The following is a 13,303-nucleotide window of genomic DNA, read 5'->3' as shown; positions in this document are numbered from 1 at the left end:
TTGATCCACCTGATGATGGGGGTGGAAGCAATGAAATCTACGGCAGGTTTTGCGGCGATTCGGGCACAACCGCTCGGTAGACAGATGCAAAAACGCCATCCCGCGCGGGCCGGGATGGCGTTCGGGCCTGCAGCCTTCGCAACGGAACCTCAGCGCGCACCCAGTGCCGACGCGATTTCCTGCTGGATGGCCCGGGCCGCGGCCTGCGGATCGGTGGCCAGGCGGATCGGACGGCCAACCACGATGGCATCGGCACCATCGGCAAACGCCTGGGCCACGCCAACGGTACGCTTCTGGTCATCGCCGACCGGGCCACCGGGGCGGATGCCCGGGCAGACGATCGAGAAGCCGGCGCCGGTAGCGGCACGGATCGGGCCGGCTTCCTGGCCCGAGGCGATCACGCCATCGATGCCGGCCGCCTGCGCGGCCAGCGCGCGCTCGACCACCACGTCCACCGGCTCACGGTCGATGCCCATCTGCGCCAGGTCCGGGCGGCCCATCGAGGTCAGCACGGTCACCGCCAGCAGACGCATGTCGCCGCTGTTGGCGGCCGCGCAGGCCTCCATCATGGCCGGGTGCCAGCCATGGATGGTGGCGTAGCTGACCGGCCACTGCGAAAGGCGCTTGATCACCGCCGCGGCGGTGGCCGGGATGTCGAAGAACTTCAGGTCGACGAACACGCGCTTGTCGCGGCGGGCCAGCTCGTCCAGCACCTGGAAGTACTCGCCGGAGGCGAGCAGTTCCATGCCGATCTTGTAGAACGCCACGCTGTCGCCGAGGCGGTCGACCCACTCAAGCGCCTGCACGCGGTCAGGCACGTCCAGCGCGAAGATCAGGCGCTCGTCGTCGCGCAGCGGCAGCGGCGCGCGGTTCATGGTGCGTAGTCCAGGGCGGCGCGCTTGGCGTCGTGGCGGGCCTGGCGCGACTGGCTGTAGTCGTTGTTGAACTGCGCCGGCTCGAAGCCGCCGTAGGTCGGGTTCGGCAGCATCCACCAGCGCTCGCCGAACCAGTCGTGGTACTGCTGCAGCAGCGCGTCACGGCCGTCGTTGGTGTTGGCGGTCACTTCGACGAAATCGCCCAGCTGGTCGCCGAACTGCATCAGCACGCGGTACTTCTGCCCGGCCAGGCGGCGGCGGCAGTTCTTCTCGCTGCCGGCCTGCTCGCAGCCTTCGACCACGGTGCCCAGGCCCAGGAACACGCTGTCGTCGGCCACCGGCAGGCCCTGCTCGCGCAGGTTGGCCAGGGTCGCGTCCTTCAGGTGCACGGCGCGGTTGGAGATGTACAGCAGGGTCACGCCCTTGGCGTTGGCGGCCTTGGCGAAATCGACCACGCCCGGGATCGCCTTGGCCTTCTTTTCGGCCACCCACTGGTCCCAGCTCAACTCATCGTATTCCTTGCCGTCGCGCACCAGGCGCGCCTGGTAGGGCGAGTTGTCCAGCACGGTCTCGTCCACGTCCAGCACCACGGCCGGCTTCAGGCCCTTGGCCTCGTTGCCGCGTTCTTCCGGCACCAGCGCATCCCAGTGGGCTTCCTTCAGCGCGGCGTCCAGGTGGTCGGCGGCGGCGCGGTAGGTCTGCTCGGTGATCGCCCTGTACTCCTGCGCACGCTGCATCCACAGCACTGCATTGAGGTTGTCATTGGCAGTGGGATCGAGCGCGCCGTCCGCCTTGGCAGCGGCGGCCGGGGCCTCCGGTGCAGCGGCTTCAGCGGCAGGCGCATCCACGCGCTTGCAGGCAGACAGGCCCAGCGCCGCAGTGGCGAGCAGGGTCAGGGACAGGGAAACGGGACGACGCATGGATTCACCGGCAATCAGATATACCGGCGCATTTTACCGGCAAAGGCGGTCCCGGGACGGCTATGCTTGGCGGTTGACCCGTTGCCCTTCCGGAGGCCGCCATGACCGATTCCACCCAGACCCCCGACGTCCCCCTGCTCGACGCCGTGCAGGCCCGCCTGCTGGGCTGCCTGGTGGAGAAGGAGGCGACCACCCCGGACACCTATCCGCTGACCGTCAATGCCGCCCAATCGGCCGCCAACCAGAAGACCGCCCGCGAGCCGGTGATGAACGTCGATGCCGGCAGCGTGCAACATGCGCTGCGCCAGCTGGAGGCGCTGGGCCTGGCCCGCCAGCACTTCTCCTCGCGCGCGGACCGCTACGAGCACCGCCTGCAGGCCGCGCTGGACCTGACCCGGCAGCAGACCGTGCTGCTGGCGCTGCTGCTGCTGCGTGGGCCGCAGACCCTGGGCGAACTGATCACGCGCAGCGAACGCCTGCACCGCTTCGCCGACACCGACGAGGCCCGCCACGCCATCGATCGCCTGCAGCAGCGCGCGCTGCTGGTGGTGCTGCCGCGCGCCAGCGGCCAGCGCGAAGACCGCTACATGCACCTGCTGTGCGGCGAAGTGGACGGCGCGGCGCTGGCGGCGAAGTACGCCAGCAGCGGCGGTGGCAGCAGCGATGCGGCCGACCCGGGCCTGGCCGAGCGCGTGGCCCAGCTGGAAGCGGCGGTGGCCGAACTGCAGGCACAGTTGGCCGAACTGCGCGGTTGAGGGGGTGGGTGCCGACCGTTGGTCGGCACTGCATCTGAATAGTGCCGACCAACGGTCGGCACCTACCATCAGCCGCTACTGTGCCGGCCAGCAGTCGGCACCTACCAACATCAAGGGTCAGACCTGCGCCGCACCGGGCGTTGCATACAACCGGCTCGGGCTGTCCACGCCCGGCAACTGGATCACCCCGCGCGTCTGCATACCCAGGCCCTGCAGGATCTTCCCGGACACCACGTTGTCCAGATCGGTGATGCCATACAGATCGTGCAGGCCCAGCGCTCCACGCGCATGCGCGAACACCGCGCGTGCCGCCTCACCGGCATAGCCCTGCCCGGCGAATTCCGACAGCACCGCATAGCCGATGTCCGGCCCCGGCAGGCCATCCCGCCGCACCAGCCCGGCGTTGCCCAGCCAGGCACCATCGGACAACCGCTCGATGGCATACATGCCGAAGCCATTCAACGCATAGCTGTGCAGCACCCGCAGCGCAATGTACTCGCGTGCCTGTTCTTCGTCGCGCACGTTGCGGTCGCCGATGAAGCGCACGAAGCCTGGATCATTGAGCAATGCCAGCATCGGCGCAGCATCCCGGTCTGGTTCCAGGCGGCGCAGCCGCAGGCGTTCGCTTTCGATGGGATGCATGGGTGGGCTCCGGAAGGAATACCTCGATTTTGCAACGCCAGCGCCCGCCGTGCAGCACGCTCAGGCCACGTGGGCCACTACGATGCCCAGCCTAGCCACATGCCCCGTCACGCTGGCCGAACAGGATCGGCCAGTAGCGCACGCACAGGCGATGGACGCATGCGGCGATCAGGCAGAACCCCATGCCCATCAGCGCCAACAGCAGCGGTGCGCCCCAGCGCAATCCCGGGTGCTGGATACGAGCCTTGGAAGGCATGCCGCCGGGATATAGCACCTGTACCTGTTCGCCGACCACGTACAGTGGTGCCCCGGTAGCAAAGGACGCGGTGAACTGAATCATCTGCCCCTGTGCGGTCTGGAACCTCACCACCGGGCGATGCAGGGTGATGTCACGTGCGGGCATCCCCTCCATTTCCGACCGGGCATCCTCTGCCTGGACGGCCACCACCGTTCCGGTTACGGAAACGGCCTTGCTCGCGAAACGCTGGACGTCCACGAACAGCCAGGCGGCGGCCAGAAGGATCAGCAGGCCCACGGCAAAGAAAAACAGCAAAAAACATCTGAGGAGGGTGGGCATGGTGCTGGCCGGGTTGATCGATCAGCGTGCAGGTGCTGGCGCTGATCGAATGAAGGAGATATCGACATGGTAGTAGCGCGGTTTGCCCGGCATGACATGGACATCCAGTTCACGCCCACTCACCTGTGCACGGGGATCGGCCCAGAGATACGCACTGTGGAAGACATGCCATCGAGTGGTTTCAGGATCGCGCCAGGCGCAGACGATGACGAACGGATGCCTTCCCCCCGAAAATACTCCGCGATCGCGCTTGATCGCCCGGACCTTGGCTTGCACCCGTGTCCCGTGGCGAAGGAGCTGCCTGCGCCGCCATGCCCTCGCCGCCTGCGGCAGGTGCAGAATTCCCACCCCCAGCAAGAATGGGCCGCCGGTCACTCCCAGTATGACGCTCAGGCCCCAGGGTGATGAGAGCGAACGCACCAGGGCCTTGTCCGGGCGGTCCGGCAGGTACAGCACATCTACATGATCGCCCGTCATGTAGGCACGATGGCGGGTACGACCTGCGAAGAACCGCATCACTTGCCCGCTGCTGGTAGTGAAGTCCACCCAGTACAGGAACTTCACCCCTGAAGTGCGCGAACCACCGCGATCAACGCTGACGGCATCCACATGGGTGATCCTGCCATCGGCAATGACCGCCGCATCGAGGAAGCGCCTGGCCCCAACGTAGGCCAGAAGCGCTGAAACAAGCAGGACCAGGCCCAGCCCGAGGAAGGTACGGGTGAGAACAGCAGGGATATCGTTGGACACGATGAAAGACACGGCGCGCACTTCGGGTGCGCTCACACTAGGCCTTAACCCGATGCAGGCTCAAGGCCAGAAGCGTCAATCGGACGGATTGGAATACCACTTTAGTGGCTTTCCGATCCTCAATCGAACAGCGCCTCGATCGCGGCCAACCCCGCCGTCGCGCGCTCCTTCTTCCGCGCCGCATCCGCCACCGGGTCCGCGCCATCGCGCTGGATCTCCTCGGCCGGAATCTCCTCGAAGAACCGGCTTGGCTTCAACCGCACATGCTCGCCGAACTTGCGGGTGAGCTTGCTGTAACTCATCCACAGCTGGATCTTGGCGCGGGTGATGCCCACGTACAGCAGGCGACGTTCTTCCTGCAGGTTGCCCTCGTCCAGGCTGACCTGGTGCGGCAGCACGCCGTCCTCGCAGCCGACGATGAACACATACGGGAACTCCAGGCCCTTGGAGGCGTGCATGGTCATCATGCGCACCTGATTGCCCCCCTCGTCCTTGTCGCTGCGCGACAGCAGCGCCAGCTGCCCGGCCAGGTCGGCGGCGGTGGCGCCACGCGGGCCGCCCTCGAACCACTGCGCCAGCTCCTCGATGTTGTTGGCACGGCGCTGATAGCTGGCCTCTTCCTTGGCCTGCTGGCGCAGTTCACTGAGCAGGCCCGATTCCTTGGCCACCTTGCGGATCATGTCGCCGGACGTCACCTGGCGCATCTGCGCCCGCAGGTCGCGCAGGATGTCGGTGAAGCGCGCCAGGCTGTTGGCCGCGCGCGGCGGCAACTGCTGCAGGGCGCCGATGGTCTCGGCCACATGCGCCATCGGCATGTCCTTTTCCTGCGCCAGCTCGGCCAGCCTGGCCAGCGTACCGGCACCCACATCGCGCTTGGGCGACTGCACCGCCCGCATGAACGCGGTGTCGTCGTCCGGGTTCACCAGCAGGCGCAGCCAGGCCAGCGTGTCCTTCACTTCCTGGCGTTCCAGGAACATGGTGCCGCCGGTCAGGTGGTAGGGAATGCGCAGCAGCTGCATCGCCTTTTCCAGCGGGCGCGACTGGAAGTTGCCACGGAACAGGATGCAGAAATCACTCCACGGCACGTTGCGCGACTGCGCCACGAAGGCGATTTCGGCGGCGACCTTTTCCGCTTCGTGTTCGCTGTTGCGGCATTCCCACACGCGGATGCGTTCGCCGTCGGCCTGGTCGCTCCACAGCTTCTTCAGGTGCTCATGCGGATTGTTGGCGATCAGCGCGTTGGCGGCGCGCAGCACGCGGTTGGAGCAGCGGTAGTTCTGCTCCAGCTTGATGATTTCCAGCGCGGGGTAGTCACGCCCCATCTGCTGCAGGTTTTCCGGGTTGGCACCACGCCAGGCGTAGATCGACTGATCGTCATCGCCCACGCAGGTGAAGTTGCCCTTCTCACCGGCCAGCTGCTTGAGCAGGCGGTACTGCGCGTCGTTGGTGTCCTGGCATTCGTCCACCAGCAGGTAGCCGATGCGCTCACGCCAGGCCAGCGCGATCTCCGGATTTTCCTCCAGGATCTGCACCGGCAAACGGATCAGGTCATCGAAGTCGACCGCGTTGAACGCCGTCAGGCGCAGCTGGTAACGCTCGTAGACACTGGCCGCTTCTTTCTCGCGGTTGCTGCGCGCGGCGGCCATCGCCTGTTCGGGCGACAGGCCGGCGTTCTTGGCGCGCGACACCAGGTTCTTCATGTCCTCGATGTCGTCGGGCTTGGCCCCATACATCAGGTCCTTGATCTGCGCAGCGGCATCGTCGGCATCGAAGATCGAGAATCCACGCTTCAGGCCCACGGCGGCGTGCTCGATCTGCAGGAACTTCAGGCCCAGGGCGTGGAAGGTGCAGATGGTCACCTCGTCGGCATCCTGCTCGCGCAGGCGCTTGGCGACGCGCTCGCGCATTTCCTTGGCCGACTTGTTGGTGAAGGTGATCGCCGCAATGCGGCGCGCGGGATAGCGCCCGCAGCCGATAAGGTGAGCGATCTTCTCGACGATCACGCGCGTCTTGCCACTGCCTGCACCGGCGAGCACCAGCAGGGGGCCCTCGATGTGCAGGACGGCGGCGGCTTGGGGAGGATTGAGACCGTGCATTGGAGGGGGATTGTAGCGGGCCCGGGTGACGGCCACAGCCGCCGGCCGATGGGGATGCTGAACGGCTTCGGCGTGCCGGGGCAGCGGCGTACAATCGGCCGATGGCCAAGCTCTATTTCTACTATTCGGCGATGAACGCCGGCAAGACCACCACCCTGCTGCAGAGCGCTCACAACTACCGCGAGCGCGGCATGCGGGTGGCGATCCTGACCCCGCGCCTGGACGATCGTGCCGGCGCCGGCGTGGTCGCCTCGCGGATCGGCCTGCGCGCCGAGGGCATGGCCTTCGATCGTGACACCGACCTGCAACGCTGGGTCGAGCAGGACCTGGCGACGAACGGGCCGATGGGCTGTGTGCTGGTGGACGAGGCGCAGTTCCTGACCCGCGCCCAGGTCTGGCAGCTCAGCGAGGTGGTCGACCAGCTGCGCATTCCGGTGCTGTGCTACGGCCTGCGCACCGACTTCCGCGGCGAGCTGTTCGAAGGCAGCCAGTACCTGCTGGCCTGGGCCGACGAGATGCAGGAGATCAAGACCATCTGCCACAGCGGCAAGAAGGCGACGATGACCGTGCGCGTGGACGAGCATGGCCACGCGGTACAGGACGGCCCGCAGGTGGAGATCGGCGGCAACGACCGCTACGTGTCGGTCAGCCGCGCCGAGTTCAAGAAGATCACCCGCGGTGAAGGGCGTATCGATCCGGCGCAGGCCCCGCTGCCGTTGTAGCAGGCGCGCCGGTGCGCCATGACCTCCAGCGGTTTACAAGCAAGCGCTGTCGCGCCTAGGCTGCGGCACTCCTGCTGCCGAACTGGAAGTCCGACATGCGTTCCGCCCTCCTGCTGCTGCCGCTGCTGCTCCTGCTGCCTCCGCTGGTGATCGCGGCCGAACGCCCGTCCGGTGAAGACGATGCGGCGGTGATCGGCGCCGGTTTCATGGACAGCCACCCGGACATGATGTACCGGCAATGGGGCGTCAACGCGCTGCGTCGCAACGATGTCAACGGCGCGATGGACAACTTCCGGCTGGCCGCGCGGTACGCGGACAAGCCTGCCCAGGGCTACCTCGGCGAGATGTACTGGTACGGGGTAGAGCAGCCGCGCAATCCGGTCATGGCTTATGCCTGGATGGAGGTGGCCGCCGAACGTGGCTATCCGTTGTTCGTCGAGCTGCGCAACGAGTACTGGGCCACGCTGCCGCTGGAGCAGCATGATGCGGCGCGTGCGCAGGCAAGCGCGCTGCGCGCCGAGTATGGCGACGAGGTCGCGCGCCCACGCATGGCCGAAGTGCTCAGAAAGGGGCGCCGCGAGATGACCGGCAGCCGCGTCGGCTCAATGTCCAACAACGTCGACATCGTGTACATGGACGGCGGAATCTCCCGCACCATCAAGGCTGACCGTCTGTACGACCCCAAGTACTGGGATCCGAAGCAGTACGAGCGCTGGCAGGACGAAACCTGGATGAAGATCCGCCGGGGCACGGTGGAAGTGGGTGTGCCGACCCAGTCGCACGCCACCGACAGCAAGCCTTGAAGCAACGGTGCCAGCGTGTGGCCGGCACCGAGCCGCATCCGTTCAGTACAGCGTGCGCTCCGTCGCGCCCGCCGGCGGCGGGGTGTACTGGTACAGCCAGGTCTCGGTGAGGGTCTTGCCGCCACTGCGCAGGAACAGGCGGATGTCGATCTGCTCGGTGCTGCCTTCCGGCGGCACCAGGTCGAACATCGCGCGGTAGCCGTTGATCTCGCGCAGCGGGCGCGCCGACACGATCTCGACCCGGCCACGGTTGGCTTCAACCACCGCCTCGACCTCACCCTTGTCGATCAGCCCGGCCAGTTCGCCGCCTTCGAAGTCCACCGCAAAGCGCCAGCTGAAGTACTCGCGCTTCTTGCCGACCACGCCGCCCAGGCCGGTGCGGCTGGCCACGCAGTGCGCCAGCGGCGGCCGTGCCGGCGGTTCGGCGCCCCAGTACAGGCGATAGCCGACCAGCAGCTCCTGGCCCGGCTGCGGCTTTTCCTTCGGGTTCCAGAACGCCACGATGTTGTCGAAGGTCTCGTCCACGGTGGGAATCTCCACCAGCTGCACCGAACCCTCGCCCCACTCGCCCTTCGGCTCCACCCACAGGCACGGGCGCTTCTCGTAAAACACGCCGTCGTCCTGGTAGTGGTCGAAGTTGCGGTCGCGCTGCAGCAGGCCGAAACCGCGCGGATTGCGGTCCACGAACATGTTGAAGCGCAGGTTGCGCGGGTTCAGCAGCGGCCGCCAGATCCATTCGCCGGCACCGGTCCACAGCGACAGGCCGTCGGTGTCGTGGATCTCCGGGCGCCAGTCCCACGCCATGCGGCGGTCGTTCTCGCCCACCTGGTACATGCTGGTGCACGGGGCGATGCCCAACCGCTCGATCGCCTTGCGCGGGTACAGCGCACTGTCGATGTCCATCAGCAGCACGTCGCCGTTGGTGATCGCGAAGCGATAGGCGCCGGCAACGCTGGGCGAATCCAGCAGGCCGTAGACCACGATCGTTTCCGAATCGGCCGACGGCTGTTCCAGGTAGTAGGCGATGAAGTCCGGGAATTCCTCCGGCTTGCCCATGCCGGTGTCGATCGCCAGGCCACGCGCCGACTGACCGTACTGGCCCTCCTTGCCAACGGCGCGGAAGTAGCTGGCGCCGAGGAAGGCGGCGAAGTCGCGGTCGGTGTCCTTGCGCGTGTTCAGGCGGAACCCGGCGAAGCCCAGATCGGCCGGCAGCTCGCCGTCCTTGATCCCGCTCTTGCCGTAGTTGAACGCCGCGCCGTCATAGGCCAGCTCCTGCGCCTTGCCGTCGACCACGTCGAACATGCGCACCGGCGAGTGGAAGTACAGGCCCAGATGGAAGAACTTGGCCTGGAACTTGCCCGGCTGGTCGGCCCACAGCGCATGGTCCTGGCGGTAACCGATCGACTGGTACTGGTCCCAGTCCAGGCCTTCCAGGCGGCCCGGCAGCACCCGCTTGTGGCTCTTGTAGGGCGCCTGCGCCAGCGCGCGCGCCTGGCCCTTCAGGGTGGCGAAGTCGAACGGCTGCGGCTGGCCGAGGCGGCGCAGGCCCATCTGGCCGCTCCTGCTGGCCGCGCACGCGGGCAGGGACGGCAGGCCGAATGCAGCCAGGGCGAGGGAGGCATTGCGGATGAAGTCGCGTCGTTGCATGCAGGCGCGTCAGGCACAGAGGGAAGGTCGGCCATCATAGGCAGACAAACGTTAACGGGCAGCGGAGACGTCCCCTGCCCGTTCAGCTGCCGCTGGCCGCCCGGCTCAGCGCTGGCAGTGGCTGCACCAGACACTGGCGCGCTGGCCGATGGTGGCGTGCTTCAGCGCGCGGCCACAGTTCGGGCACGGCAGGCCATCGCGGCCGTATACCAGCAGCTCCTGCTCGAAGTAGCCCGGCGCGCCATCCGGGCTGATGAAGTCGCGCAGCGTGGTGCCACCACGGGTGATGGCGTAGCCGAGGATCTCCTTCACCGCGTCGGCCAGCCGCTGGTAGCGCTCGCGCGAGACCTTCCCGGCCTCGCGCAGCGGGCTGATACCGGCCTTGAACAGGCTTTCGGCGGCGTAGATGTTGCCCACGCCCACCACCACCGCCTGGTCCATCAGGAAGGTTTTCACCGGCGCACTGCGGCCCCGGCTGCGGGCGAACAGGTAGTCGCCGTCAAACACGTCGTCCAGCGGTTCCGGGCCCAGCCCCTGCAGCAGCGGGTGGACTTCGCCGGCCGGCTGCCAGAGCAGGCTGCCGAAGCGGCGCGGGTCGTTGAAGCGCAGCAGGCGGCCGTTGTCCAGGCTGATGTCGACGTGGTCGTGGGCGCGCAGCGGGGTATCGCCCGGCAGCACGCGCAGGCTGCCGGACATGCCCAGGTGCAGCACCGCGCTGCCGACGGCGGTGTCCAGCAGCAGGTACTTGGCGCGGCGACGGATCTCCTCGATGCGCTGGCCCGGCAGCAGCTCGGCCACTTCCGGCGGAATCGGCCAGCGCAGATCGGCCCGGCGCAGGATCACGCCATGCACGCGCCGACCCTGCAGGTGCGGCGCCAGGCCGCGGCGGGTGGTTTCGACTTCGGGCAGTTCAGGCATGCGGTGATTCTACGCCGGGCCATGCGAAGCCGCCGGGCATGGCACCGGCGACGGTGCAGAGTCAGCGTGGCGGCGCCGCCAGTTCACGGGCATCCAGGACGCCATCACCGTTGGCATCCTGCGTGTGGAAGCGCTTCACGATCACCTGCCGCTGCTGCTCGCGGCTGATCGCCCTGCCCTTGCCACCGGGCAGCTCCTCGGCCGTCAGCACGCCATCACCATTGCGGTCCATGCGGTCGAAGGCATACAGCATCCACTGCACGTACTCGGATTCACTTACCCGGCCGTCGCCATCGCTGTCCATCCGCTGCAGATAGCTGGCGGTATCGGTGACCTGGGCCAGCGCCGCACCCGGCAACAGCGCCACCAGCAGAAGTCGGTACCTTGCCCTCACGCGCCCACCAGGCTGTAGCCCTTCAATCGCGCGGCGTAGGCCTGCAGCGCGGCGATGCCACTTTCCTCGGCCTCGTGGCACCAGGCCTGCAGCTGATGCAGGCGCTCGGCCGCATCGTGGCCGCGCGCTTCCAGCAGCGCGGCCAGGCGCCCCCGGTACTCGACCAGGGTGCGGATGCGCGGGCGCTGTGCCACCCATGCGCTGAGCTGGGCACGACTGTCCGGCTTCAACCAGCGACCGTCGTTGACCAGGCCACGGCGCAGCCGGCGCGGCAGCAGGCGGCGCAGCTTGGCCCCGGCCTGTGCCGCTTCCTCGCGCAGGGCCGGCATGAACACGTTGCGCTGGTAGTCGGTCATCGCCTGGAAGCGGTGCGACAGCAGCGCCTTCAGGGTTTCGGCATCGGGCACCGCGATGTTCGGGCGTACGTCCATGGCCGGTGCAACGCGAAGCACCTTGGCCAGGCGCAGCGCCTGCAGCAGGCGGATCGCACTCCAGCCAATGTCGAACTCCCAGCGCCGCATCGCGAAGCGCGCCGAGCTGGGGAAGGCATGGTGATTGTTGTGCAGCTCCTCGCCACCGATCCAGAACCCCCACGGCGTGAGATTGGTGGAGGTATCGGCGGACTCGTAGTTGCGGTAGCCCCACCAGTGGCCCAGGCCATTGACCACGCCGGCTGCCCATAACGGGATCCACGCCATCTGGACCGCCCACAGGGCCACGCCGGGCAGGCCAAACAACACGGTATTGATCGCGAACAACAGCACCGGCCCCAGCGTGGCATGCGGGGTATACAGGCGGCGCTCGATCGCATCATCCGGGGTGCCGCGCCCGTACTGCTCGATGTCCGCGCGCTGGCCGCGCGCTTCGCGGTACAGCTCCACGCCATGCCAGAACACCTTGCCGATGCCACGGGTGACCGGGCTGTGCGGGTCGTCCTCGGTCTCCACCTTGGCGTGGTGCTTGCGGTGGATGGCCACCCATTCGCGGGTGATCATCGAGGTGGTCAGCCACAGCCAGAAGCGGAACACATGGGCCAGCGCCGGGTGGAAGTCGACCCCGCGATGGGCCTGGCTGCGATGCAGGTACAGGGTCACCGAGAAGATGGTGATCTGGGTGAAGACCAGCAGCACCGCCAGCATCGCCCACCCGCCCAGGCCGAGCACACCACCGGTCAACAGGGACATCAGGGCATCAGGCATGGCAGCGCTCCGGATCGACGCGGGGATGGCAGACATCATGGGCGCTTGCGTTGCAAACTGCATCCCTGCGGCGGTGCTTCGCATCGCCATCCGTGGCACCGTTCACAGTTGGGGACCTGAGTTGTCGAGCCTTGATCCACGCGCCAGCACCATGACTGCGGCCCCGCCCATCGCGGAGCTGCCCCCCTTGATCGAACTGGACCGCGCCACCGTGGTGCGCGGCCAGGTGAAGGTGCTGCACGGGCTCAGCCTGCGCATTGCACAGGGCCAGCACACCGCCCTGCTCGGCCCCAACGGCTGCGGCAAGTCGACCTTCATCAAACTGATCACCCGCGAGCTGTACCCGCTGGCGCAGGGCGACGGCTCGGTGGCAGTGAAGGTGCTGGGCCAGAACCGCTGGCAGGTGGACCGGCTGCGCTCGCAGCTGGGCATCGTCACCGGCGACCTCAGCAGCAACCTGGCCGACATGCCGGGGCTGACCGTGGAACAGGCCGTGCTGTCCGGCTTCTTTGCCAGCTACGTGGTGCCCGCCTTCCGCGAGGTGACCGCCGACATGCGTGCACGCGTCGGCGAGACACTGGCGATGACCGGCGCGCTGTCCCTGCGCGAGCGTGCCTACGCCGAGCTGTCGGCCGGCGAGACCCGCCGCGTGCTGATCGCGCGCGCGCTGGTCAATCGGCCACAGGCACTGCTGCTGGACGAACCGTCCACCGGGCTGGACCTGGTCGCCCGCGAACAGCTGGTGGCGACCATGCGGGTACTGGCCCAGCAGGGCATCACCCTGGTGCTGGTGACCCACCACATCGAAGAGATCATTCCCGAAATCGAGCGGGTGGTGCTGCTGCGCGATGGCCGTGTGCTGGCCGATGGCACCCGCGCCGAGCTGCTGCGCAACGAACCGCTGTCGGCGGTGTTCGGTGGCGCGATCACCGTATGCGAGCAGGAAGGCCGGCTGACCGCGTACGCGGGATAATCGACATGCCACTGTAGAGCCGAGCATAGGCT

General features: G+C 67.4%; 14 protein-coding genes. 4 read left to right on the top strand and 10 right to left on the bottom strand.

The features are described from left to right. Window positions 1-149: 149 nt before the first annotated feature. Window positions 150-875: an orotidine-5'-phosphate decarboxylase gene (gene pyrF / locus ACTJJM_RS08070; protein ID WP_197601546.1), complete on the bottom strand. Its 726-nt coding sequence runs from the start codon at window positions 873-875 to the stop codon at window positions 150-152. Continuing rightward, complete coding sequence (locus ACTJJM_RS08065; RefSeq protein ID WP_043397789.1) at window positions 872-1,795, bottom strand: 5'-nucleotidase, lipoprotein e(P4) family; 924 nt, start codon at window positions 1,793-1,795, stop codon at window positions 872-874. The genes pyrF and ACTJJM_RS08065 overlap by 4 nt, the downstream gene beginning before the upstream one ends. A 101-nt stretch (window positions 1,796-1,896) precedes the next feature. On the opposite strand from ACTJJM_RS08065, the gene ACTJJM_RS08060 reads away from it, so the two are divergent. After that, window positions 1,897-2,550 carry a YceH family protein gene (locus ACTJJM_RS08060; RefSeq protein WP_241874964.1) on the top strand — a complete coding sequence of 218 codons (654 nt, stop codon included), beginning with the start codon at window positions 1,897-1,899 and terminating at the stop codon, window positions 2,548-2,550. Window positions 2,551-2,667: 117 nt separating this feature from the next. Here the strand turns inward: ACTJJM_RS08060 and ACTJJM_RS08055 are convergent, their stop codons facing one another. The 4 genes from ACTJJM_RS08055 to ACTJJM_RS08040 all read right to left on the bottom strand — a co-directional run bounded on the left by ACTJJM_RS08055 (window position 2,668) and on the right by ACTJJM_RS08040 (window position 6,615). Continuing rightward, the gene (locus tag ACTJJM_RS08055) at window positions 2,668-3,192 is read right to left on the bottom strand and encodes a GNAT family N-acetyltransferase (RefSeq protein ID WP_100447289.1); all 525 of its coding nucleotides are present in this window, start codon (window positions 3,190-3,192) and stop codon (window positions 2,668-2,670) included. Window positions 3,193-3,283: 91 nt separating this feature from the next. Further along, entirely contained in the window at window positions 3,284-3,769 is a 486-nt protein-coding gene (locus ACTJJM_RS08050) for a DUF3592 domain-containing protein (protein ID WP_100049978.1), read from the bottom strand. 21 nt (window positions 3,770-3,790) lie between these two features. Beyond that, entirely contained in the window at window positions 3,791-4,555 is a 765-nt protein-coding gene (locus tag ACTJJM_RS08045) for a DUF3592 domain-containing protein (protein WP_157805993.1), read from the bottom strand. Between the two features lie 83 nt (window positions 4,556-4,638). Beyond that, window positions 4,639-6,615, bottom strand: coding sequence for a UvrD-helicase domain-containing protein (locus tag ACTJJM_RS08040; RefSeq protein ID WP_241874965.1), 1,977 nt, complete (start codon window positions 6,613-6,615; stop codon window positions 4,639-4,641). 101 nt (window positions 6,616-6,716) lie between these two features. Between ACTJJM_RS08040 and ACTJJM_RS08035 the strand changes: the two genes are divergently transcribed. After that, on the top strand, window positions 6,717-7,337 hold the full coding sequence (locus tag ACTJJM_RS08035) for a thymidine kinase (RefSeq protein ID WP_010487338.1): 621 nt from the start codon (window positions 6,717-6,719) through the stop codon (window positions 7,335-7,337). 95 nt (window positions 7,338-7,432) lie between these two features. Then, the gene (locus ACTJJM_RS08030; protein WP_010487340.1) at window positions 7,433-8,140 is read left to right on the top strand and encodes a sel1 repeat family protein; all 708 of its coding nucleotides are present in this window, start codon (window positions 7,433-7,435) and stop codon (window positions 8,138-8,140) included. A gap of 42 nt (window positions 8,141-8,182) precedes the next feature. Here ACTJJM_RS08030 and ACTJJM_RS08025 read toward each other — a convergent pair whose 3' ends face one another. The 4 genes from ACTJJM_RS08025 to ACTJJM_RS08010 form a co-directional block, all read right to left on the bottom strand. Beyond that, entirely contained in the window at window positions 8,183-9,787 is a 1,605-nt protein-coding gene (locus ACTJJM_RS08025; RefSeq protein ID WP_043397778.1) for a glucan biosynthesis protein, read from the bottom strand. Window positions 9,788-9,892: 105 nt separating this feature from the next. After that, entirely contained in the window at window positions 9,893-10,705 is an 813-nt protein-coding gene (gene mutM, locus ACTJJM_RS08020; RefSeq protein WP_010487344.1) for a bifunctional DNA-formamidopyrimidine glycosylase/DNA-(apurinic or apyrimidinic site) lyase, read from the bottom strand. A 61-nt stretch (window positions 10,706-10,766) separates the two neighbouring features. Beyond that, entirely contained in the window at window positions 10,767-11,099 is a 333-nt protein-coding gene (locus ACTJJM_RS08015; RefSeq protein WP_019338125.1) for an EF-hand domain-containing protein, read from the bottom strand. Continuing rightward, window positions 11,096-12,298, bottom strand: a complete 1,203-nt coding sequence (locus ACTJJM_RS08010; protein WP_241874967.1) for a DesA family fatty acid desaturase — start codon at window positions 12,296-12,298, stop codon at window positions 11,096-11,098. The genes ACTJJM_RS08015 and ACTJJM_RS08010 overlap by 4 nt, the downstream gene beginning before the upstream one ends. A gap of 151 nt (window positions 12,299-12,449) precedes the next feature. On the opposite strand from ACTJJM_RS08010, the gene ACTJJM_RS08005 reads away from it, so the two are divergent. After that, complete coding sequence (locus tag ACTJJM_RS08005; protein WP_019338123.1) at window positions 12,450-13,271, top strand: ABC transporter ATP-binding protein; 822 nt, start codon at window positions 12,450-12,452, stop codon at window positions 13,269-13,271. Window positions 13,272-13,303: the final 32 nt, after the last annotated feature.

Origin of the sequence: Stenotrophomonas sp. 22692 (assembly GCF_052045015.1) — a bacterium.
In the GTDB taxonomy this organism is placed as follows: Bacteria; Pseudomonadota; Gammaproteobacteria; order Xanthomonadales; family Xanthomonadaceae; genus Stenotrophomonas; species Stenotrophomonas geniculata.
The sequence above is the reverse complement of the archived record's forward strand: the minus strand, read 5'-3'. Positions and strand labels throughout refer to the sequence as shown.